Here is a 24,481-nt window from a genome sequence, read left to right as displayed (position 1 = left end):
CGTGGCTGAGATCGTTGGTGGGTCCACCCCGGCCAACGACGGGGAACGCCGAGTGATCGCGCACCTGCGGGACAACGCTCCCGGCGACTGGTTCGTGCTGCACAACATCGAGATCCCGGTGCGCGGCACCGCGTACGAAGTGGATCTGGTGGTGGTGACCACCCGGGCCGTACACCTGATCGACGTAAAGGGCACCGCCGGTCGGATCGACGTCGCTGGCGTCCGGTGGTATCCACAGGGCCGCGACTCGTTCGCCTCGCCGGTGCGCAAACTCCGGGGGCACGCCAGGGCCCTGAAAGGCATATTGGAGCGGGCCCGACCCGAGCTTTCCCAGGTCTACGTGGGCCACCTGGTGGTCCTGGCCGGTCGCGACGCCCGGCTGGTCGACCCCAGCGACCGCCCCGACGCCGACGCCATCGACGTCGTCGACCTGCCCAGCCTGATACCGGCCCTCGATGACCCGGCCCGGATCCGGGCCGGCATGATCCGCGACATCCGAGCCCAGCAGGCGACCGTCCTCAACGCCCTGGGCAGCGGTGTCCGCCGTCGCACCGGGCCCCGACACTTCGGCAACTGGCAGGTCTGCGAACGGCTCGGCGGGGACGAGGAGGTCACCGAGTACCGGGCCCGCAACGCCACCATCGTCGCCTCGGAGACCGTGCTGCTGCGGGTCTACCGGGCCGACCCGTTCCTGCCCGCCGATCAGCGGGCGATGCAGCGCCATGCGATCGGCAACGCGTACGAGGTCCTGACGAAGATGCCGCCGAGCCCGCACATCGTGGGTCGACGCGACTTCTTCCCCACCGACGACGAAGGACAGTTCGTCCTCGTCCTCGACGACGTCGACGGCCAACCGCTGACCGTGCACCTGACCGACCCACGGCAGGCGCTCAGCGCCGACGTGCGGCTGCGGATCGTCGCGGACCTGCTGCGTGGGCTCACCCACGCGCACACCCACCGGGTGCTGCACCGGGCGTTGACCCCGGCGTCGGTGCTGGTCACCCGGGACAACCGTGGCGTGCTCACCGGGTTCGACTACGCCCGGCCACAGGGGCCACGAGACCACTCGGTGATCGACCGGCTGGCCGACGTGCTCGACCCGGCCTACGTCGCCCCCGAATGCCAGCGGCGGGCCCAGGCGATGAGCCCAGCGTCCGACGTGTACGCCGCCGGGGTGATCGCGTACCGGCTACTCACCGGCGAGCTGCCATTCGCCACCACCGACGACCAGATCCGCCGGGGCAGCGTACTGCCGCCGGAGGTGATGACCGCTGCCGGACTCAGTCCGGCGCTGGCCGAGCTGCTGCGCCGGATGTGCGCGTTGGCGCCATCGGCGCGGCCCACCACCGCCGAGGCCCTGCGTGACCTGGGGTGGCTGATCCGACCGGGCAACACCAGGCGGGCCGAGGCTGCCTCCACGCCGACGCCGCCGCAGCCCGAATTCCGGGACCTGCCGCCAGGTCACCAGCTGACGCACAAGTTCACCATCCGCCGCCGGCTCGGCAAGCCGGGCTCCTACGGCACCGCCTACCAGGCGTACGACCGTCTTGCCGGCCTCGACCGGGCGGTGAAGATCGTGCACCGCGACCGGGATTCAGTGATCGAACGGCTGCGGGTCGAGTATCAACTGCTGCTGCGGCTGCCGGCACATCCCAGTGTGGTCAAGGTGGAGAGCGCCGACTTCCTCGACGGCGGCGAGATCCCGTACCTGGTCTTCGAATACGTCGACGGTCAGCAGGTAGCCGAGCTGGTCAGTCAGCGGGCGCTGGGGCCGGCGGACACCGTGCGGCTCGGCATCGACGTCGCCGACGGGCTTACCTACCTGCACGACAACGGCATCTACCACTGTGACATCAAGCCCGCGAACCTGCTGCGGACCGACAACGGCTGCAAGATCATCGACTTCAACGTGGCGGTTTCCGACGACTCCAGCCTGTCGCGCACCGGTGGCACCGCCCGCTACGCCCCGCCGGACTTCGCCGTCGGCGGGCCGGTCACCCGCGCCGACCTCATCGACCGGGACGTCTACGCGCTCGGGCTGACCCTCTACGAGGTGCTGACCGGTCAGTGGCCGTTCTCGGATCGCGCCGCCACCATCGGTCGGCGGCCCGACGACCCACGCCAGGTGCCAGGGCTCGGCAACCTCTCCGAACGACTCGTCCACACCCTGTTGACCGCCATCGCCCCACTGCGCAGCGAGCGGTACACCAGCGCCCAGCAGTTGCGCGACGCGCTGCGCGACCTCGGCGACCAGGTGTTCGAGCCGGTGCGACCGGAGCCCGCCGACCCGGTGCTCCCGCCGCCCACGCCGTCGTCGGCCGGCAGCAATTCGTTCGTCGGGCACCTGCAGACGCTCTACAGCCAAAGCGTCCGGAGCAACGCCGGCACCCGCGCCGGCGGCAACCCGGCGTTCGATCTCTACGTGACCACCGCGCTGGACGACAAGCTCACCCCCGACGTGTTGGCCGGCACCTACCGGCTGGTGATCATCACTGGCAACGCTGGCGACGGCAAGACCGCGTTCCTGGAACGGCTGTTGACGGTCGCCACCAAGGACGGGCCGCGCATCCCCGTGCGGCGTGCCAACGGAGCGGACTTCGAGACCCCGACCGGCCTGGTCCTGCGGACCAACCATGACGGCAGCCAGGACGAGTCGGACAAGCACAACGACGATGTCCTGCTGGACTTCTTCGCGCCGTTCGCCGGTGCCGACCTGGCTGGGGTCGCCGGAGAAACCCGGCTGATCGCGATCAACGAAGGTCGGCTGGTCGACTTCCTCGACACCCACAGGTCGACGTTCCCGACCCTGGCCGACCAGGTGCTGACCGGTCTGCACGGCCGGTCCGAAGCGCCGACCGCCGGCGCTGACACGAGTGCCGCTGGTCCAGGTGCCGCTGAGTCAGGCGTCGTGGTCATCAACCTCAACCGCCGCAGCCTGCTGGACGACTCCGACGAGCTCAACGGTGCCGTCTTCGACCGGATGCTGAGCCGGATGACCCACCCCCAACGGTGGGAGGGGTGCGACGGGTGTGTGCTCGTCGACAAGTGCTACGCCCGGCACAACGCCCAGACCTTCGCGCACCCGGCGATCGGGCCGAAGATCACGGCACGGCTGCGGATGCTCTACCGCCTGACCGAGCTGCGCGGCATCGCGCACATCACCGTCCGCGACGTCCAGTCGGCGCTGGCCTTCATGCTCACCTCCGGTCTCGACTGCGCGGACATCCACGAGTTGTACGCCAGCGACCAGCTCACCGAGGTGCTCGACGGCTTCTACTTCAACAGTTGGGCCGGGCCGGTCGACGGCGCCGACCGACTACTGAACCTGTTGACCCAAGTCGATATCGCTGCGGTCGCCGATCCGGGCCTGGACCGCCGGCTCGACTACGTCGGCCCGGACGCCGGCCGCGCCCTGATGACGGTCGACCAGCGCGGTGAATACGACCTGCAGCTGCTGCAACGCCTGGTAGGCGATCTGCCACGTGGCACGGCACTGAGCTCAGCCACCGGCCAGGCGCACCGCCGCTACCTCGCCGCCGCCCGTCGCCGGTTCTACTTCGAGTGCGTCGACGACGAACGGTCACGTCGGATGCTGCCGTACCGCTCGGCATCGGACTTCCTGAGCCTGCTGGCCCGCCCGGACGACCTGCCGTCTCGGCTGCCGGAGCTCATCGGCGCGCTGAACCGCAGCGAAGGACTCGGCGACGCCGCCCGGATCGCCGACGCGTTGGCGTTGCAGGTCCGAGCGGTGCCCGACGGCAGGATCCGCAGCTACCGGCTGTTCCCCGCCGGGCAGCTGTCGTTGCGTGCGGACGGTGCGCCGCAGTCGCCCTACCTGGAGGGTGGTGCCCAGGAGCTGGTGCTGGGCTACCGGAGCGCAGCCGACCAGCACGCCGCGCTGCGGATCCGGCTCGACCTGTTCGAGCTACTCAACCGGCTGCGGGACGGCTACCTGCCCGGCATCGCCGAACGCCAAGGGCTGCATCTCGGCCTGACCATCTTCAAGCACGAGCTGTCCGCCGCCCCGTACCAGGAACTGCTGCTCACCGTGACCGGGCGGGAGCTGTGGCGGGTGCTGCGGGAGCCAACTGGGCAGATCCGGATGGAGCCGGTGGCCCCACGGGAGGAGTCGTAGTGGGGCTACACAAGGACGACAAGGAGTTCCGCCACCCGGCGGTCAGCTACCTCGACTACAAACAGCTCGACATGGACCGGGTGCTCACCGCCTTGCTGCCCCGGCTGCGGTGGAAGGGCTCGCCGAGCGTGCTGGTCGGCTCGGGGGCGGATCTGAGCGTCGACGTCTTCGTCGAAGAGATCACCAAGCATCCTGATCACTTCGTCGGATTCGACCCGGAGGTCACCGCCCGCTGGCTGGAAACCCACCTGCTCGACCTGGTAAACCGGGGCAAACCTGGCCAGGCCATCGCCGGGCTGCGTCCGCTGCACGGCTTCACCTACCGCTTCCGAGTAGCGCGCCGATCCCGGCCATACGGCGCCGACGAACAGCTCTACTGGATGCTCCATCACGGCTCGACAACTCGTGGCACCGTGCTGGAGCAGCTGAAACGTTTCTTCTTCGCGGGGGTCGACCAACGGATCGGTGGCGTCGGTGACGCCACCGAGATCGACGTCGAGACCCAGACCCTGATCAACCTCTGCGAGGCGGCCAAGACCAAGGTCACCGACCGGGAGGACCGCAGCCGGGTCCGCAAGATCTACCCACCGCTGGACACCGCCGCCGCCGAGCTACTCACCCAGGACGTCACCCGGCTGCTGTACCACCGGGGAGTCGTACCCCGATCGGTGCTGGTCGACCACCTGAAGATCCTGTTCGCCTTCCACCTGGCACGGTACCACTTCCGGATCATGAAGACGTTGCCGATCTGGACAACCGGCGACCGCGTCGGATTCGGTGGCGGATTCTTCCTCGACGTCGCGGGAGTGCCCGGCACACCCGCCGCCCGGCTGGCCGAAACGAGCGCCCAGGTCTGGTACGACCGGATCCCGGCGTTCGTGCAGGCGACCTTCACCGTGAAGAAGCTCGACGACTTCGGCTGGCACCTGGTGAAGATCGGCAAGTTACGCAAGCCGGCCGATGGCATGTTCCTCATCGAGCAACTGTTGTCGCTGCTGGGCCCGGCGCACAAGGCCGACCGGGGCCGGTTCGCCGAAGCCCGGTTGGCCCGGGTCGTGGAGGCGGCATCCGGCGAGGACAACGGCCTCGATCCGCAGATCGCCGACCTGCTGCAGCTGAAGCTCGACCCGTTCGCCACCTACATCGAGATCATCACCGCCTACCGGATCAAGTTCCACCGTGGCTACCTGACCGATTGCCTCGACAGCCTGCTGCTCAAACACCGTCCTGGCGCGATGCTCACCCAGCCGCGTCGCGGACAGCGCCGCTTCGTGCTCGACAGCCGACTACTCGAAGTGCTCCTCCAGTTGGCCCTGCTGCGGCCCGACGGCGCCGGGGCGCTGCGGACCGCTGCGATCCGAGTCGACGAATTCCTCGCGGTGCTACGCGACCGGTATGGGCTATACATCGACGAGCTTCCGCCAGGGGACGGCTTTGGCCAGCCCAGCATCATCGACCACCGGGCGCTTCGGGAGAACCGGGCCGCGTTCGTCGCCCGGTTGCGGGAGATCGGCTTCTACACCGACCTCTCCGACGCCTACCTCACCCAGACCATCACCCCGCGTTATCGCCTCGAGCCCGACGGAGCGCCACGATGAGCACCGGACTGCGCGAAGTCACCGACACCGACCTCGACGAAGCCCTCGAACGGGTCCTGGTGCCCCGGTTCGCCGCGCTGCTCGCCGCCCGCGCACCGGGGCACTGTGTCCGGGTGACCGACCTCGGCGCGCCGCTGGCCGCCCAGCTGTGTCGCCGGCTACGCGGCGCGGCCGGTGCCGCCGCCCAGGTCCACGTCCTCGGACAGCCACCCCAGGTGCCCGACGATGTGGCGATCAGCGGCACCAAGCTTGTCGAGCTGCGCAACCCCGACGCCGATGACCGCCAGCGCCCACCGCTGCTCGTGTTCATTCCACCCGGCACACACGCCAGCGCCGAAGACTCCTTTGGGGTCGCCACCTTCGAGCAAAGTGAACCCGGCGACGTTTACCAGGAGCTCGCCACCCGCCTGCAGACCGCCCTACCCGACGGGCTGCGCACGGCGATCAGCGAACTGTTCGGCGTGCTCGACGAGCAGGCAACCGAGGCGTACGGGGTCGTCGCCGGCCCGCTACAGCGGGCCCGGTTCCTGCTCACCGTCGAACACAATGACCGGGACCGGCAGGCCGTCGGGGGCGCGCTGTTCGAGCTCGGGCTCATCCCCGACTTCGAGCTGTTCGCCGACCCCGCCCAGGTGCGCACCCGGGCGACCCGCAACGCCCGGACCATCCAGGCGCTGAACCGCGCCGACCGCTCGGTCCGGCAACGCGTCGTTGACCTGCGGCTCACCGACGCCGCGTTCCGCGCCAAGGTGGCCGAATTCCTGGCCGACGTCGGCCAGGACACCTCCCCGGAGTGGACCCGCCGGATCGTCGTCGACCGCGCCAACTGGGGGCTGTCGTTCCACCGCTGGCCGCTGCCGGAGGACCGGGTCGCATCGGCCGTACGCATCACCATCGATGAGCTGCCCCTGCCGCGGGCCGGCGGGCGAGCTGAGCACCGCGACCACCCGGTCCTGGGCAGCATCTCCGGCCAGGCTTACCTGCCAGGCGGCGCATCCGGCCACAACCAGCTGTCGGTGGTCTTCGGGGTGACCCCGGACGCCCGACAGGTCCGTGGCCTGACCAGTTTCTCCGTCCAGCTGATGTCCGAGGAGTCCGGCCCGACCGGGATACACACCACCGTCAAGGTCGGCACCAACCGACGGGAGGCGTACAAGGCGGTGCTGAAGCGGCTGCGCTCTGCCCGGCTCGACCACGGCTGGCACTACATCCGGGTCACGCCGATGGACAACACGGGCGTGCCGCTGCCGGTCGAGACCTCCCAGCCGGCAAGCCGCCGCGACCAGCCGGAATCCGAGCTTCCGCCCAGCCACCCTGACAACGAGAGTCACCGGTTCTACGTGGTCGCGGAAAACGACCTCGACGAGCCGCCCAGCCAACCCAACAACCGCCGGACCGCCGGAGTGACCCAGGAGCTGCTCCGGCTGGCGTTCGAGGCGTCGGCGGACGGGCGGGACTGGCAGGAGGTCAGCTGCCAGCAGACGTCATGGAAGGATCCGGCCCGCACCATCGTCGAGGCCGATTTCGGCGGGCATGGCACCGCGCAGGTGGCGCTCGCTCCGATCCTCGCCGAGCTGGAACGGCAGATCCTGGCCGAGCCCACCCGGCTCGCCGGCCGTCAGTTGAGCACAGCGGCCGGGCAATCGCCGCGCCTTGTCGAGGTCGAGCATCAGCACCCACCGTTGGCTGCCTCGGAACGGCTCGACACGTTCCTCGCCACCCGGGTCGCCGTCCTGACCGCGATCAGTGGTGACGATGGCATGGTCGTTGCCGGCCGTGATCTGAGCCGGATCGACACCGCCGTACTCGCCTACGCGGAGGCATACACCGAGCTGCTCAACGGATCGCTGCACAGCACCGGGCGGATCGCTGACACCGAGCTGACGCGGCAACTGACGACGTTGTTGCAGATCGACACCGTCGTGGTGGAGCACCAGGACATCCGGGGCAACCTGCACCAGCTCACCCTGGTCGCCCCCACCCACCCACTGCGTCTGCTGTGGATGGTCACCTGGGCCCGGCTTGGGCGACACTGGCTCGCGGAAGCCTCGTCCGTCGCCCCGCTCGTTCACGCGGGTGACAAGGACCGGGTACGGGCGGCGGCCGAGCGGTTGTTCGCCCTGGCACCGACCGGTTTCCCGCTGACCGCCGTCGGCACCGACCGCCGGCTCAGCGCCGCTACCGTCGATTTCGCCACCCACTGGGGGGTCTACCTGCCGGCGGAAACGGGCGACCCGCGGACCCTGTTGGCCGACGTGGCATCGGCGCTCGGCGTGCCGGACAGTCCGAGCGCGGCCCTGACGGTCACCGCCCGACAACTCGCTGACCGGATCGAGCGCTACGTCCGGATGCACCCCTACGTCGCCACCCTGGTCCTGTGCGTGGTCAACCCGGGGCGCGCGGAGCAGCTGGCGGACACCCTCATCGAGCTGGAACGCCGCAAGAACCTTCGGCATCTCTCGTACGACCTGCGACTGTTCGCGGCAGACCCGCAGCAGACCGGCATCGGTGTGGCGCTCGCTCAACTGCTCAGCGGCGAGTGGAGCACCACCGCCGAGGCGGAGACGTTCTGCACACCGACAAGCGCCGGGTTGGCGCCCAAACTCGCCGTCGCGGTGCTGCCGCTCGACGACTTCCGCTCGGCGACAAGCCGGCACACGGCACACCTCACGTTGCTTTTCGACGCCTTCAGCGGCGAAGATCTCGGTGTCGGTCCGGCCCGCCCCGACTCGACAGCACCCCTGCACGGGCTGGTCCAGGAGTTGACCGTCGACTACGTCGACACCACCGACGGCATCGTGGCCTGGCACAAGCAGCCCCGGCACGGCCCTGGCCGGGACATTCCAGGGTCCGAGGAATACTCCGACCTGCTCACCGCACTTCCCCAGACGATCTCGGTCGCCACAGCGACGGTGGCCACCGGCGAAGCAGGAACCGGGCTGGTGCCACGGATAACGCTGAACCTGACCGCCGCCGACGCCAGCCTGCTACATCAGGCACACCGCTGCAGCGACTGGGTCATCACCGTGGACCGGACCTTGGGCGTCGAGTACTTCGACAGCCCAGGAAGTTCCCGCCGAACCGACTACATCATCGACTTCGCCAGCACCGGACCAGACGGCCTCGGCCACCAACTGGTGGTCAGCTCCAGGTCGGTCGACGAGCTGCGCTCCTTGCTGCGTCCAATGCTGGATCAGCACGGATTCCAGGTCGACCGCAGACACGCTGGGACCTTCTTCGACCAGCTTCGGCTACTGTCCGGCAGGCTGGCCTTCAAGATCGCGTCCACCGCACCGAACCAGCGGACCGAAGTCCTGGGCTTGGCGCTCGCCCGGCTCTACCTGTCGCACCAGGGAGTCCTGGGCGACCAGATCCTCGTCCCCCTCGACTCCCACCTGGAGCTATACCGCGACGCTCGCCGCAGAGCCGACGAAGTCGCCGAAAGCGTCGGACTTCGACGCACCGACCTTGCCCTCTTCAGTCTCGACGCGCAGCGACGCGCCATCACCTGCCGGCTCGTCGAAGTGAAGTGTCACAGCACGCTGACCAGCATCGCGGACCTGCAAAAGGTCCGAAACGAGATCACCGAGCAGCTCAGCCGCAGCAGAGACGTGCTCGCCGAGGGCTTCGACCCCGCGTACTACCAGCCCGATCGTCCCGATCGGGCGAGCCGCAACGCGGAGCTCGCCGCGTTGTTGCGCTTCTATCTCGGCCGGGCGGTCCGCCACGGCATCATCGATGGTGCCAGTGAGATCACGGAAGAAGCTCACTGGATGTTGGACCACCTCGACTGGGGATATCAGCTGAGCTTCACCCAGACCGGACTCATCTTCGACCTGCGGGGCAGCGGAACTGACCAAGACGACGAGGGCGAGGTCGAGTTTCACCGCGTCGGCCGCGACGTCATCAGCGAACTACTCGGCGGCATCGCCACCGATCCGGTTCTTGCGGCGGCTTCGCCGACCGACACCCACTCCGAGGGGACCTTCGGAACACGTCAGTCCACCGTCGCACATCTGCCACAGGCCGCGTTCCGGGCACCTGCCCGCGACCATGTCGTGCCGCAGGGTCGGCCACCGAGCGACCGCGCCCCCGAGACCCCAAACGACCGAGACGATGCGATCACCGATGCAACGCCAACTGGGCCGGAGCCGGTGGAATCCACCGGACCAGCGGAACTGCTGGAGTCGACAGACCGGTCAGAACAGCCTGTGCCCGACCCACCGGCTCCATCGGTTCAGCCTGACATCTACATCGGCGCAGCCGGTCCGTCCCCCCAGTACGGCATCATCGGCGAGTACGGCGGGCGGCATATTGCTCTCGACCTAAACGAGACCCACACCATCAGCCTGTTCGGCGTGCAGGGCGCTGGGAAGAGCTACACGCTGGGCACCATCGTCGAAGCTGCTTCCCTCGCCACGCCACCGGTCAACCGGCTGCCGCAGCCGCTGGCCACCATCATCTTCCACTACAGTCCGATCCTGAGCTACGTACCTGAGTTCACCAGCCTGGTCGCCCCCAACTCCGACGCGACGCAGGTCCAACGTCTGCGGGACCGCTACGGCGTAGCGCCGGCCGGGCTCGACGATGTGCTTATGCTGGTCCCCGAAGACCAACTGGAGCAACGTCGGAACGAATATCCCGGCATCGAGCTGCGGGCACTCAAATTCAGCTCGACGGAGCTACGGGCCGCACACTGGCGTTTTCTGATGGGAGCGGTCGGCAACCAGTCCACCTACATCCGCCAACTCGGCCGGATCATGAAGGCGCACCGCAACAACCTGTCCATCGACGCTCTGCGCGCCGGGGTCGACCAATCGTCGTTGTCGGATCCCATCAAACAGCTGGCCCACCAGCGTCTGGACCTCGCCGCCGACTACATCGACGACACGGCCCGCATTCAGGACCTGGTCCGCCCCGGTCGGGTAATCATTGTGGATCTTCGAGACGAACTGATTGAGAAGGACGAGGCTCTCGGCCTGTTCGTCGTACTCATGGAGCTGTTCTCGGAAGCCACCAGCGCCGGGCGTCGGTTCAACAAACTCGTCGTCTTCGACGAGGCACACAAGTTCATCGACAGCCCGGATCTCGCCGCCGGGCTGATCGAGAGCGTGCGAGAGATGCGACACAAGGGGATGAGCATCCTGGTGGCGAGCCAGGAACCAGCATCAGTGCCGATAGCCCTCATCGAGCTCTCCAACCAACTCATCTTGCACCGGTTCACCTCTCCAGCCTGGTTAAAGCATCTGCAGAAGGCCAACGCCGCTCTCGCCGATCTAACGCCGGCCAAGATGGCAGCGCTGGGACGAGGAGAGGTTTACATCTGGTCAGGCAAGGCGACCGATCCAGCCTTCAGCCGCAGCGCCGTTAAGGCACACATTCGGCCGCGGATCACCGAACACGGCGGCAGTACCAAGACCGCAGTCGCCGCCGACTGATTCCCTATGGGGCTGTCTCGCTAACGGCTCTGTCTCACATTCGGTGGTGACGGAAGGTGGCCGATGTCGTTGAGATCATGTATGCGAGATCGGTGATCTTACGAAGATGGTGTTCTCGGGGCTGTTTCCGCTGGTGATCGACGACGTGACGGACGAGGGCGAGCGGATTCTGGTGCGGGCTCGGACTCCCGGGGGTCCGGTGGCCTGTCCGGGCTGCGCGGCCGTGACGGGCCGGGTGCACGGGTAGCACCAGCGGACCGTGGCGGACGTGCCGGTCGATGCCCGGCCGGTGGTACTTCGGGTGCGTGTACGTCGTCTGGTGTGCCCGACCCGGGCTGCCCCTCGGACGTTCCGGGAACAATTGCCCGGGGTTTTGAACCACTACCAGCGCCGCACCTTTCGGCTGATCTCCCAGGTCGGTGCGGTGGTGCGGCAGTTGGCTGGCCGCACCCGGGCGCTGGCGCTGGCGCTGGCGGTGGTCGTGTCCCGGCACACGGCCCTGCGGGCGCTGCTGCGTCTGCCGTTGCCCGAGCGGCGGGTGCCCCGGGTGCTCGGGGTGGACGACTTCGCGCTGTGCCGGCGTCGCCGTTACGCCACCGTCCTGATCGGCGCGGTCACCCGCCAGCGGATCGATGTGTTGCCCGACCGCAAGGCCGCAACGTTGCAGACGTGGCTGCGTGAGCATCCTGGTGTCGAGGTGGTGTGCCGGGACTCCTCCGGCGCCTACGCCGAAGCGGTCCGCCGCGCCCTACCTGGCGCGGTGCAGGTCGCGGACCGCTGGCACCTGTGGCACAACCTCGCCGAGGCCGTGCGCAAGGAGGTCACCGCACACAGCTCCTGCTGGGCCACCGCCGGCCCGCCGCAGGACGGCATTCGGGCCGTGACCACCCGGTAGCGGTGGCAGCAGGTCCACGACCTGCTCGACAAGGGCGTCGGCCTACTGGAATGCGCCCGCCGGCTCAACCTCGGCCCGCCCAGCCATCTCGCCCAGGCGCCTGACCCGCTACCTCCTCACCGCCCCCGACCAGCTCAAAGAACACCAGCGGACCCTCGTCGACGCTCTCACCGGCGCGTGCCCACAGATGACCGCGCTGGCCGGCTTCATCGGCTCGTTCGCCGCGCTCCTCACACCCGCAGGCGGCAACGGCGACCGCCTCACCACGTGGATCGCCGACGTCAAGGCCACGGCCCTGCCCCACCTGCACACGTTCACCCGCGGCCTCGCTCTTGACCGCGACGCCGTCAACGCCGCCCTGACTTCCCCCTTCCACAACGGCGGCACCGAAGGCGTCAACACCAAAACCAAACTGATCAAGCGACAGATGTACGGACGCGCGGGCTTCGCTCTCCTACGACACCGCATCCTGCTCGGCTAACCAGCACCCTCCGTCACCACCGAATGTGAGACAGAGCCGTTAGATCCACACTCTCCGTCCGGCGGAAGCCCGGACAGCGAGCCGGTCAACAAGTCGGTGAAGGCCACCAGGGGCAGCAGAGGTTCACCGTGCGCCAGGTGCGCCAGCGCGACCCGTCCGTGCAGTTCGGCCACCTGCCGCCAGCGCTCGCCGGGCGGTCCCGGCGACATCCAGACACTGGCGGCCTGCGTCACCGTGGTCACGACTGCGTCCCGGCCGAACCTGGTCAGATCCGCCGTCATGCGTCCCCTTCCTCCCCGGCCGCTCATCCTGGGCGACCCGCAACGCCGCACCGGACACCGGGCGCGGCCCGCTCGACGTCCGCCAAGATCGCGCACCGCAGATCACGCCACACAGAAGGCGGCGTGATCTGCGGCAACACGCTCAGCGCCATCAAAGTGGCGTGATCGCGCTCAAAACTAAAGCACAAATGCTAGTCTTCTGCACGCAGGTAAAGCAGAGGGGAGAACCGTGTCGAAGAAGATCCGGCCGGCAGCGTGGGCGGCATCGCTGTTCGGCCGCGACGTGGCATCCACGCTGACGGAGGCCATCCCGGCGGCCATTCAGGCCGCCGTCGGACGGCAGATGGACGGCCACCACGCGGTCCGCCTGACGTCGCGCCACGCCTTCGGCGGAGGCTGGCCGGCGCGGTACGAGGAACTGGTCAACCACCTCGGTGAGGTCCCCGGCGCCCAGACAGTGCGCCCACTGGGCAAGAGCTACCGCATCGTCGTCATCAACAACGTCGCTGTGCTGCCGGTGGAGTACGCGAAGGACCTCGCGACCGCCTACGACAGCCCTCGCGCCCTGAAGAAGATCAACAAGACGACGCTGGAGCTGGCGCGGCTCTTCGGCCCCAAACCCGATCATGAGCAGCCGGCTTTCGAAGGGATGGAATCCGAGTCGGACACCCATGCCGCCGACGTTCTGCGAGGGCTGGAACCAGACGGTATCGTGATCATCTACTACGCGGCGCACGAGCGGCACGGGCTGCTCAACATCGGATGGGGCCAGATCAGCGTGAGCCAGACCGGCACAGCGAGCTGGGTATCCGCACAACCCCTCCTCGTCCCGTCCGCAGACCCGATCCCTGGGCTACGCCTGATGACTCAGCCGTCGGCCTCGACCGTGTCGCCGCGATTCGACCAGGCGGAGCTGGCCAGCCCGACGCTGCGCGCCCGTACCGCCGCTGAGCAGGCCACCGTTAGCCCCGTAGCCGAACGTAGCGACCACCAACAGCGAAGCGATGCCCAGAACTGACGAGCCCGATGACCTGTTCTCTGCCGGCGGCCTTCCCGTGGAGCCGCCCTCGGGGTCAGCGAGTGCTGTCGCCAGGCAGTTCGACTCGGCACGCCTGACACAAGCTCGCCAGCTCGCCGGGCTGACCAAGAAGGAACTCTCCGACCGGGTCGGGGTCAGCGCCGCGGCCATCGGCCAGTACGAATCGGGGGCGCGGCCACGACCCGAGATTCTGATCGCCCTCGCCGAACACCTCGGCTACCCCGTTGGCTTCTTCCAGGTCGGGCGTCCCTACGCCCGCCTCGACTCCTCCGCAGCGCACTTCCGCCATCTCCGCGAGACACGCTCCTACCAGCGCGCCAAGGCCGTCTCCTTTACCGAGCAGGTCTGGGAACTCATCTACGCCCTCGAACGGCGCGTCTTCCTGCCCCACGTAGACCTTCCCGGGTTCGCCGGCGGCGAGATTCATCCCGGCGCGAGCCTTCCCACCGAGCCAGTCCAGGCCGCCCAAGCTCTTCGTCAGCACTGGAATCTCGGCGCCGCGCCCATTCCGCACCTCGTGCGCACTCTCGAGGTCCACGGCATCGTCGTCGTCCATGCGCCAGCCGATGGCGACTTCCGTACCGTGGATGCTTTCTCGACCTCACGGCTACCGCGGCCATTCATCGTCATCAGTCGCGACCGATCCCAGGATGTATACCGGCAGCGCTTCACCGCCGCGCACGAACTCGCCCACCTCGTACTCCACGCCGACGCCCTTCCCGGTGACTCCAGGCATGAACGGGACGCCGACGCCTTCGCCGCGGAATTCCTCACTCCGCGCGACAGCATCAGCCCCCTCCTGCCCGCGAGGGTGAACTTTGCGGCGTTCGCTGAGCTCCAGCGCACGTGGGGTACGTCGATCCAGAGCCTCATCTACCGCTGCCGAGAAGTAGGCGTCTACACGGACACTACTGCGGCACGCGCCTACCAACGCCTCAACCAATCCAAACTAGCCCTGGAACCTATCGACGGCTTCCCCGGCGAACAGCCGACACTCCTAAGAAGAGCCTTCGAACTGGCTGCCGATCATGGGCTCACCATATCCGCGCTGGCGCAAGAACTGCGCTGGCCGGTGGAGCGGATCCGGCAACTACTTGGTGCTGTCACCGACCGCCCAACACTCAATCTCATAGCCGGCGGTAAAGCGGCGGAGCAGCCATCGCCAATGACTGATCGCATTCGTCATTTACGGGCAGTTGCTACGGACATGGCCTAACGACCTCCGCTGGGACACGTGGGGCTCTAACAACCCCGAGTAGCCGTCCAGCCTGAGCGGCAGAGCCGCATTGATGTGCCTGCCTCGCTCAGTGTCAGGATCGTATTGCTGGCCCTCACGCGAGAGGAACAGGCCGGCCAGTCTCGACATGCCGGCCTGCTGCGCGAACCCGAGGCAAGAGCATCGTCAGCGGCGACGTTCATCGTAGGCGATGACCAGGTGCGCGGGAGGCATCGCGCGGAGGCCCGGTAGAAACCGGTGGAGGGCATCGCTGGCCTTGCCCGAGGTGCCGATCCAGCAGTCGCGGACCAGCCGGGAGAAGGTTTCAGGGTCGATGCTGCGCTCTGGTGGGAAGCGCAGCATCTTGCCGCCGTCGCGCCCTTGATCCGGTTCCGCATACATGAGCTGGACCAGCTCTGCGGGAAGATAATGCCCGTCGATCAGCTGGTGGTCGGTATGCAGCTTGGTCATTGGATGGGCGAACTTGACGAACGCGCTGGTGCCGGCCAGCCGGAAGTCAGCGACCTTCGCGGGCGGGACGCCGTCCGGCCGGGTGCAGGCCAGCATCGCCTCGAGTTGGCCGAGTAGGCGGTCGTTGCCATTGATCCGGTGGATCAGTCCTTCACGGTCACGGTCAAGCACCTTGTACTGCACGATGACGAAGGCGTCCGGCTCGCTGCGCCAGTAGACCAGGTCCGCGCCGGTCTGCGTTTCAGCCCGCTTGAAGTTGATGTTTTTCACCAGCAGTCGGCGCCCCTCGGACTGAAACTCCACCCAGCCGCCCTGCGACCGATGCTGCTCCCAGCCCTCGAAGGGAATGATGTCGTCCTGGATTAGGTCGTTCTCGTCCGGCCTCAGTTCTGCGACGAAAGCCGCTGCCTCGGCTGGCGGCTCGTCGGATAGCGGGACCGGCTCGAGGTCACGCCAGTCCGGGGAGAACAGGCGAGCCGCGGTCATGTTGGCGTCCCGGGCTTCCTGCAGGGCGGGCCGCCCTGCGACGGCGGCGCCACCGGCCGGGGCGGGTGGGAGCAGCACGGTCCGGACTATCTCGTCGAAGCCGGTGATCCGTTGCCGCAGTTGGCGAAGAGTCGCCTCGTTGGTGCTGGGCGGGATGGGCCTCGCCGACGCGTGCAGATTCCGCCGCCACCAGTGGGCCTCGTTGACCGGCAGCCCGCTGATGATGGCATCCACCGGGATTGGTGTGGCCAGCACGGTCCAATTCCGGATCTCCAGATTGCGTACGCCGGTCGTCCCGCTGCCGAGCCTGCCGAGGGCGTGCGCCCGGGCCAGCGCCACCACCGCCCATCCGGAGCCCTGTGAGCCGGGCAGGTCGACGTTGCCGATCAGCAGGGCCAGCTCGATCGTTTGGTGCTTCCAGTATTCGGCGGCGACCTTGCGGTCTAGGGAGTCAATGCGCCGGCGAGGCTCAGCTGCTTTCCGGGCCGGTGCGCGACGAGCGCGCCGGGTTCCTTCCCGTGCCGACTCGAACGACTTGACCGCTGCCATCGGCATCGGCTGGAAGGTGGCATCGGACAGGACACCATACCGGACGAGTTCGACCTGCTCGGCCGTCAGCTGAATTAGCGTCGACAACGTGTCAACCGCCCCTCGCGAGTGTGCGCCGTCTTGGTAGGCACCCTACGGCTGCGATGATGCGGATCATTCTCGCCTTGCGGCTGCTGCGGCAGATATGTGACTCGGCGCGGTTATGCGCCCGTCTTGATCAAACCATTGAGCCAACTGGATGTCGTGGTAACCGCAGCCGCCGAGACAGACCGAAGTCGAGAGTGAGCCGGGAGCGGCGGGATTCAACGAGGGCGATGAGCTTGTTGGCGCGGGATGGCGGCGGCGCGGAAGCAGGCGTAGCAGTATCAGCCAGGCGCTGGTCGTTGAGGGGCGGCCTGTGGGGTGTCGGTGCTATGCGGCGTGTCGCAGTGATGTGATGGGTCTCCGTGGCGATCCAGAATCAGGCAGTTCGGTAGTGGTGGCCGGCTTCGGTGTCGTGAACCAGCCGATGAAATTCACGCTGCGTGGCGCGGGTGGTCTTGGTGCCGCTTCGCGGGGTGCGGGGTTGGCGGGGCGTGTGGCTGTTCGGGCGACTGTGAGCGCTCGGCGGGCGTGGGATGCCGCGGCGCAGATGCCGGTTTGTCCGGCGCACTGCAGGTTGCGGCAGTTGCCGTCGTGTCCGGGTTGGTGGGCGGCGAGGACGTCGATGGCGAGGCGCCACAGCAGGGGATCGGTGATGTCGTCGGGTACTGCGGCGAGGCGTCCGGGTCGTTCGCGGTGAGGCTGTGGCATCGGTAGACCTTTCGTCGAGGGCCACGCTTATGGGCGGGCCGCCTGATTCGCGCTGGTCGTGGTGTCGCCGCGCGTCGGCTTTGGCGGGAGCCATTCACGCTCATCTCTTGCTCAAGGTCAAGTCGCCGGCAGATCATCGCCGGCGTGGTCAGGCCGGTGGCTTGTAGGTGGTGGGCGTGGTGGAGATGGCAGTGGCGAGGTCGGCGAGGGGGAGTGGGCCGGGCTGGCCGTGGAGTTGCCAGAGCGGTCCGGCGGGGCTGTGGCCGGTATGGGTGGCATGGTCGCGGCTGGCGGTGGCCACGGGAACCGTGACGGGGGTGGCGGCGAGGTGTTGGTGGAGGTGGTGGGCGCGGGTAGCGGAGTGGAGCCAGAACAGCACCGGCCAGCGGGGGCCGCCGGCGGCGGCGAGTTGTGTGTAGCCGATGAGTTTGCGCATGAGTTCGGTCAGGGGTTCGGTGCCGGTGTCGTACTCGAGGAAGAACGGCACGTGGGCGTTGGGTGTGGTCCAGATGCCGTGGCCATCGGGGTGGATCGGCGCGGTCAGGGCGTGCAGGGCCACGGGGTCGCCTGGTCGGGCGAACGCGCCGGTTTGTGCGCAGCGGGATTCGGGCCACCAGCGGGTGAGGGCGTGGGCGGGGTGGGTGCGGGCGTGGCCGGCGAGGTCGGTGAAGAAGCTGTTGACGCCGAGCCGATGTCCGAGGGTGCGGGCGGCGGTCCATCGCCGCCGGTTGGTTTTGGCGTGGCCGGGGCGGGGTGGGGGTTGGTCGCGTTGGGCGGCGACGACTTCCGCGCCGAGTTGGTCGATGACGTAGTGGAACGGGAACGAGCCGCCGTCGGGGCGGAAGGGCCGGAACCGGTCCACGACCCGTAGGGCGGTGAGTCGGGCGAGTCGGTGTTGGGCGAAGTCCAGGGATGGAAACAGGGCGTGGGCGAGCTGCGGTGTGGTGAACACGCCGTGGTCGGTGAGCCATTCGAGGAGGAGATGGTCGCGGGCGGTGAGTACGGACTGCACGCGGAGGACGTGGTCAGGCACGAGGGTTTCCTTTCGGATTCGTGGTAGGGCAGAGATGACACCGGTGGTGTCTCTGAGCAGCGGGCCGGGACTGTCACACCGGCCCGGTGCTGCGCTGACAGACGCCGGTGCGGGTCCGTGTCACCGTCCACCTGAAGCTGGACCCCGAACTGCTGGGCGGCGCGGACCGGAACACGGACAGCAACCCGAACCGAGCCGAACACGGCGCTGATGTCCCGTGCAGGCAACGCCTCGGCTGCTCTCCACCCGGAGCGCGGAGGGGTGGCGGACGATCAGACTGCAGCCGCGGCGGGCGCGGCGACCCGGGCGATGCGGTGAGGCGTGGACAGCGTGGTGGTCAGGGCACGGGACCGCGCCCACGGTAGGGGGATATGGGTGGCTGCACCTACCGCCCCCGGCTGACGCCGGGGCGATCGTCGAACGGTGGTCGGGGAGCCGGTCGCCGGGCTCGGGAGACACCTGTCGGACAGGGGAGCGCGGCGAACCTCGGCAGGAGCTCGTCCCCCCGCTCGGGTTGGCGGCGATCGATGAGGTGTCACCGCATCAACCTGGCGCGGCACCCCAGGCGCCCGGTCCCGTGTCGGCCAGATGTCCCGGCCCGGCGGCGGGCGCAACCAGGCCCCGGGTGACGCCGTGGTGGCGCCGGAGGAGTTCCGCACCCTCAAACCGGCGTTTGTGAGCCGTGGCGAACACCTGCCGGCCCCACACCGTTCCGACACAACCTCACCCATGTCTGACAGCGCTGGTCAGCGACCGGCCTGACGCTCATGTCGCTCCGGGGCGGACCGCTGTGGGCGTCGGCGCGGAAGCCTCACAGCCGCCGAACGTCGTCCCGCGGGCGTCGCTGTCAGCTCGGTGAGGTCTCCGGCGGGCGATCCGACAGTGAGCGCGATGACGTTTCCCGCACCTGCGGTGAGGTCACCTCGGTGAGGAGCCCGGCGGCGAGCGCCGCGGTGACGCGGACGTCGATGCGCTCGACGCGCCGCCGCAGCGTGTCGACCTCCACGTCGAGCCGGACGGCGATGGGCTCGATTGGCCCGGTGACCCAGCCGCAGGTCGATGTAGGGCTGCTCATCGCACTCGTCGACGATGCCCAGCTCGACGGCGCGGCGTACGAGGAGGTCCGGATGCCCGTAGGGCCGCTTCGGGATACGGGGCCGGTAACGTGTTCGAGGTCGTCCACCGGTAGCCGTCACGCTGCCGCAGTTCGTGGCCGGCCCGCCGCGCGGCCACGCAGCGCCGCGTTTGGTGCCGGGCGGGCCAGGTCGACCTGGTCGCGTAGAGCGGTCAGGAAGCCGGTGAGGATTTCGGCGTCCAGGTCGTGGGCGTCGCCGGCCCAGCCGGCCGGCGTAGCGGCGCAGCGCGGGCATCGCCAAGGCGACCGCGGCGATGACCCAAGCGGGCCCGTCGAGACGGGCGCGGCGGATCAGCCACACCACGTCCCGCACCGTGTAGGCGCGCGGATGCTCCAGCAACCACTGCCGCAACGCCGGCAACGCGCTGACACCACCGAGCAGACCGGTGTCATCGCCGAGCTGCCCGGCCAGCGGACCGAGGTCCACAACGGGTCGGGGCCGCAGGTCAGATCGGCGAAGGCGGAGTCCACGGCATCCAGAGGCGAGCCAGGCCAGCCGGTGGCGGAGGGTGTCATGTCACAAACTCCCATGCCAGCGACGAGTGTCGATGACGGTCGGAGCGCTGCGGCGGGCGCGCCTGACCGGCATTGCGCCGTCCCGGTCTCACGGACTCCTGACAGTGCAGGCTGCGTAGGCATGGACACCGGGTCGACGATGTCAGCCGCCCCACGTGCACCGCTCACTGACGATCGACTTCGACGTGCGTCATCGTTTCGACAAAGCCACGCTGACCTGCCCGTTGACACGATCTCACAGCGCCATAAGGCGCAGCGGTGTCAGACCGCGACCGGCTTCACCGCCGCCTATCGGCATCCCCTCAGGCGCCGCGCGTCGGCGTGCCCGGCCGGCAGCGTCCGCCCGGCGGGCCGTGACGGTCTGACGAGCCGCCGTCCGAATGGCAGGCCCGGAGCCGGTGTCCTCGGTGACGCCGCTGCCGCCCTGGGGGACCCGGACAGTGGTCTGACAACGCCGGTTAGCACTCCTATGTCATCGGCGTACGTCGCTGTCGTGGCCGACGTGGTCGTAACCCCGGGTGTCTGACAGAGCTGGGTTGATGGTGGGCTCTGACAGTCTCCTGACGCTGATCGACCGTCGTGGCGCCGGCGTCTGCAAGGGTGTCCCCCGGGGCTGTCAGGACAGCCATGCGGACGGAAATCCGCTGTCAGACATCTGCGAGATCCCCGTGAGGGGGGCAGGTGTTCGCCACGGCTGACAAACACCGGTTTGAGGGTGTCAGCGCACCACGGCGCGGCGCGGAGCCGACACCACATGACCGACCACACGCCGCAGCACCACAACCCGCATCCCGATCCCACCGCCGACACCGGCCCGCCGGCCGGGGTCGATCCGACATCGACCGACCTGGTCGCCGGCGACCCGCCGGTACCGCTCATGCGATCAGCACGACGAACCCGCAGGCCCGCCCCCGCCGCCAACCCACGGAGCGACGCCGCAGCTTGCACGTGGACCACGGAGCGCATCCTGGCGCTCGGGGCGACCACGGACCTCGCCACCGCCGCCGCCATCCTCGGCATCTCCCGCTCGGCGGCCTACAAGCTGGCCGCCCGCGACGCGTTCCCGGTGCCACTGTTCCGGGCCGGCGCGCACTACCGCGTCCCGACGGCCCCGATCCTGCGGAAACTGCACCTCGAGTCCCCACCGGTACCGACATCTGGTGACACCGGCGGGGCGGGTGCCGACGGGGACGGCGGGCATTCGGGCGCGGACAGGGACACCACGGGCTGCAGGCCCCCGCCGTAACCCCGCCCGGGTAGTACGCATTGTTCGCCGGCACGGCTTCGTACGCCGTGCCGGTGCAGTCGCCCTGGCTACTGCTCGACGACGCGGGAGAGAAGCCGGACCAGAGCGCGGCGCAACACCCGCTCGATGTCATCCACGACCGCTGACAGGCGATCTGCCGGCTGCCCGGTGAGGGTGTGCAGTTCCTGCCTGCTCGGGTCGTCGCCGTGCATCTCGTCGTTGCGGAGCCGGTATCCCAGACGCAGGAGGGCCTCGAGTCGCTCGGGCGGCGCCTGCAGGACAGGGTCGTCCGCCAAGAGCGCGTTCGCTCCGTCAACGATCTTGTCCTGCTTCCAACGATCCGCTGGCAGGCCTGGCAGTTTGATGAACAGCACTTCGGCGCAGACGATCAGGTCGATGAGCCGGTCGGTCGGTACCCGGTCGGCCCCGGCCAGGACCAGCCGGCGCAGCGCGGTTTGCAGACCCCGATTCTCCCGTGCTGCGGGATGCGCGAGGAGGTCGTATGCCTCGCGCACCGCCTCGACCTGCTCTTGCCCAAGGATCGTTGGTCGCTTCTCGTCGAAGGCGGGTAGCGCCGACAGTGACGCCGTCGGCCCCAGCCCCTGGGGAAAGTCGTCGTCCGGTGGGCAGCGGATCGCCCGAGTCGCGGTGACGGACCTACCGCACACCAGCCGCAGCGCGGTCACGAGACGGCTGGCTGGCTCGACCAGCGCGCCAGACTCCGGCGCCGTCGGTTGGGCGGGTACGTCCATGGCCGAGCACACCGGGTACGAGGTGCAGCGGGTCAGGGCCCACTGGTGGAACCGCGACACGGTCACCGAGGTCGGGCCGCCCGCGAAGGCGATCGGCACCGCGAGGTAGCCGATCGCGGCGCTCATCTGCCGGTCGCTCATCGCTTGCAGTACCAGGCCGTCGGGCAACGTGACCGCCTCGATGCCCGCGGTGGGGGTGAAGGCGTTGAGCGGGACCACCTCGACCAGCCGCGCCCGCGTGGCCAGCAGACCGTCCTCCAACCTGCTGTACGCGGCGTCGAAGGCCTCCTGGTCGAACCGGTAACCCCCGACGGCGGCAACCATGGGTTCGAGGACGTGCTTAACCAGCGTCGGCCCCAGTTGCCGGAGCGTGAGGGCGAACTCCACCCCGACGAGGCAGTCCACCCGCTCACGCAGCACCTCGTCGGCGGCCACGACCGCCCGCACCGCCCCGATCTCGGCGAAGGTGTCCAAGAATCGGTAGTCGGTGACCCGGGCCGGCATCTGCCAGGCGCCGCGGCGGATCGCGACGAACGACTCCTGCCCGTGGCGGTGCCACTCGCCGAAGTCGGGAACGGTCGCGAACACCGGCACGCCGTCGCGAGCGGCCAAGTCGCCGAGCACCGCCGCCATCAGCTGGCCCACTGCCGCGTGCAGCTGTGGGCGTCGCGCCCGGCCCCTCGCCACGTCATCTGCCGCCACCATTGGCCGTCCTCCATGCCCGATCTCACGCGAACCAGACAGGATCCCAGACTCCGCAGCAGGGTGCATCTGACGTTCGCCGGTCACCGGCCCCAGCGCATGGACCACCCACCGGACCTGGCACCGCGGTGACTTGATTGTGGCCGCCGGTCACGCGTGGATGTCGATCGACCAAACCGATGCCCCACCACCGAGGATGAACGGGAGCACCACCTCTGATGCCAGACGGAAGCATCTTCAAGCGTTGCGGCTGCCGCCACCCCGACACGGGCAAGCCGCTGGGAAACGACTGCCCGAAACTACGCCGCGCGAACCGCGCCTGGAGCTCCGACCACGGCCACTGGGCCTACCAACTTGAACTGCCACCCACCACCGATGGCGGGCGCCGGCAGTTACGCCGCTCCAGCTTTCCCACCCGGCGTGCCGCCGCCGACGAACTCGACCAGGCCCGCGACCTGCTCGCCCTCGCCGACGGTGACCGGCGCCGCCGTACCGAGATCGCCGACCTGCTGCAAACCGCCGTACGCGCCAAACGTCCCCTGCCCGAGGTCGACCGCATCCGCCAGCGGCTGCGCGGCGACGGTGCGCTCGCCGACATGCCCACCGTCGCCGAGTACCTCACCGGCTGGCTGACCCACCTCACGATCGACGCGAACACGCAGCGCGGCTACGAATCGATCGCTCGGGTCCACTTGATCCCACACCTGGGCGACATCCCGCTGGACAAGCTGCGCACCACCCACATCCGCGCCATGTTCGCCGCCATCGAGCGCCGCAACGACGAGATCGCCGCCGCGAAGGCGAGCAGCGACCCAGCGATCCGCGCGTCGGTCACCGGCGTGCGACCCACTGGTGCCAGCACACGCCAGCGCATCCGCGCCTGCCTGCGCAAAGCGATCAACGACGCCCTCGCCGACGAACTCCTCGTCGGCGCCAACCCCGCCGCCCTGATCAAGGTCCCCGCCGACCGGCCCCTACCAATCGTGTGGGAGGACGAACGCGTACAGCGGTGGAAGACCACCGGCGAAGTCCCCGGACCGGTGATGGTCTGGACCGACGCCCAGGTCGTGCAGTTCCTCGACTACGCAGCCGCACACGCCCCCGACCTGCACCCCATGTGGCACTACATGGCCTACCGCGGACCCCGCCGCGGCGAGGCGTGCGGCCTGCGGGACAGCGAGGTGCGGCTGCACCGCCGCGAGACCACCATCAACAACCAGATCGCCACCCACGGCTACACCGCCGTGCAGAAACCACCGAAGAGCAGGGCCGGAAACCGCGACGTCGCCCTCGACACCGACACGACCAAAGTCCTCACCGCATACAAGGCCCGCCGCGCCGCCTGGCAACTCGCCGCCGGCGACACATGGCCCGACACCGGCCTGTTCTTCGTCCGCCCCGACGGCAAGCCGTGGCACCCCAACGCCGTCACCCAACGGTTCCGCAAACTCGTCCGCAAAGCCGGGCTACCCCCGATCCGGCTGCACGACCTGCGCCACAGCGCCGCCACCATCGCCCTCGACGCCGGCATCGACATCAAGGTCATCTCCGAGCAACTCGGCCACTCCACCACAACCCTGACCCGCGACACCTACCAGAGCGTCACCAAACGGATGCACCAGGACGCCGCCGATGCCGTCGCCAAGAAGATCAACCGGAAGCGCCGCAAGGCGGGGTGAGACCCACCTCCATCGAAGCGGCAGCGGACGACCGCGT

Annotated in this window: 12 protein-coding genes and 1 pseudogene; 8 read left to right on the top strand and 5 right to left on the bottom strand. The window is 68.7% G+C overall.

Translation table 11 applies throughout. The annotated features are described in order from the left end of the window. The first annotated feature begins 1 nt into the window (after position 1). From O7604_RS06455 to O7604_RS06440, 4 genes and pseudogenes are all read left to right on the top strand, one after another. The gene (locus O7604_RS06455; RefSeq protein ID WP_281579121.1) at positions 2 to 4,135 is read left to right on the top strand and encodes a protein kinase; all 4,134 of its coding nucleotides are present in this window, start codon (positions 2 to 4) and stop codon (positions 4,133 to 4,135) included. Beyond that, positions 4,135 to 5,733 (top strand): hypothetical protein, encoded by a 1,599-nt coding sequence (locus tag O7604_RS06450; RefSeq protein ID WP_281579120.1) that lies wholly within the window; start codon positions 4,135 to 4,137, stop codon positions 5,731 to 5,733. Before O7604_RS06455 ends, O7604_RS06450 begins: the two co-directional genes overlap by 1 nt. Further along, entirely contained in the window at positions 5,730 to 11,171 is a 5,442-nt protein-coding gene (locus O7604_RS06445; RefSeq protein WP_281579119.1) for a hypothetical protein, read from the top strand. Before O7604_RS06450 ends, O7604_RS06445 begins: the two co-directional genes overlap by 4 nt. A 106-nt stretch (positions 11,172 to 11,277) precedes the next feature. Further along, positions 11,278 to 12,547 (top strand): annotated as a pseudogene (locus tag O7604_RS06440) (ISL3 family transposase). Here the strand turns inward: O7604_RS06440 and O7604_RS06435 are convergent. Then, a complete protein-coding gene (locus O7604_RS06435; RefSeq protein ID WP_281579118.1) occupies positions 12,544 to 12,828 on the bottom strand; it encodes a hypothetical protein in 285 nt (94 codons plus the stop codon). The pseudogene O7604_RS06440 and the gene O7604_RS06435 sit on opposite strands and share 4 nt — an antisense overlap. 229 nt (positions 12,829 to 13,057) lie before the next feature. Here O7604_RS06435 and O7604_RS06430 point away from each other — a divergent pair, with 229 nt between their 5' ends. Further along, entirely contained in the window at positions 13,058 to 13,846 is a 789-nt protein-coding gene (locus O7604_RS06430; RefSeq protein WP_281579117.1) for a hypothetical protein, read from the top strand. Next, positions 13,833 to 15,083: an XRE family transcriptional regulator gene (locus O7604_RS06425; protein ID WP_281579116.1), complete on the top strand. Its 1,251-nt coding sequence runs from the start codon at positions 13,833 to 13,835 to the stop codon at positions 15,081 to 15,083. Before O7604_RS06430 ends, O7604_RS06425 begins: the two co-directional genes overlap by 14 nt. A 186-nt stretch (positions 15,084 to 15,269) precedes the next feature. On the opposite strand, the gene O7604_RS06420 is transcribed toward O7604_RS06425, so the two are convergent. From O7604_RS06420 to O7604_RS06410, 3 genes are all read right to left on the bottom strand, one after another. Further along, the gene (locus tag O7604_RS06420; RefSeq protein ID WP_281579115.1) at positions 15,270 to 16,676 is read right to left on the bottom strand and encodes a hypothetical protein; all 1,407 of its coding nucleotides are present in this window, start codon (positions 16,674 to 16,676) and stop codon (positions 15,270 to 15,272) included. 853 nt (positions 16,677 to 17,529) lie between these two features. Beyond that, positions 17,530 to 18,414, bottom strand: a complete 885-nt coding sequence (locus O7604_RS06415) for a replication-relaxation family protein (protein WP_281579114.1) — start codon at positions 18,412 to 18,414, stop codon at positions 17,530 to 17,532. 847 nt (positions 18,415 to 19,261) lie between these two features. After that, positions 19,262 to 19,489: a hypothetical protein gene (locus tag O7604_RS06410; RefSeq protein ID WP_281579113.1), complete on the bottom strand. Its 228-nt coding sequence runs from the start codon at positions 19,487 to 19,489 to the stop codon at positions 19,262 to 19,264. 1,453 nt (positions 19,490 to 20,942) lie between these two features. On the opposite strand from O7604_RS06410, the gene O7604_RS06405 reads away from it, so the two are divergent. After that, a complete protein-coding gene (locus O7604_RS06405) occupies positions 20,943 to 21,311 on the top strand; it encodes a DNA-binding protein (protein WP_281579925.1) in 369 nt (122 codons plus the stop codon). 68 nt (positions 21,312 to 21,379) lie between these two features. Here the strand turns inward: O7604_RS06405 and O7604_RS06400 are convergent, their stop codons facing one another. Continuing rightward, the gene (locus O7604_RS06400) at positions 21,380 to 22,708 is read right to left on the bottom strand and encodes a hypothetical protein (protein WP_281579112.1); all 1,329 of its coding nucleotides are present in this window, start codon (positions 22,706 to 22,708) and stop codon (positions 21,380 to 21,382) included. A 275-nt stretch (positions 22,709 to 22,983) separates the two neighbouring features. On the opposite strand from O7604_RS06400, the gene O7604_RS06395 reads away from it, so the two are divergent. Further along, complete coding sequence (locus tag O7604_RS06395; protein ID WP_281579111.1) at positions 22,984 to 24,444, top strand: site-specific integrase; 1,461 nt, start codon at positions 22,984 to 22,986, stop codon at positions 24,442 to 24,444. Positions 24,445 to 24,481: the final 37 nt, after the last annotated feature.

This window comes from Micromonospora sp. WMMA1947, assembly GCF_027497355.1.
Taxonomy (GTDB): Bacteria; Actinomycetota; Actinomycetes; order Mycobacteriales; family Micromonosporaceae; genus Micromonospora.
The sequence above is the reverse complement of the archived record's forward strand: the minus strand, read 5'-3'. Positions and strand labels throughout refer to the sequence as shown.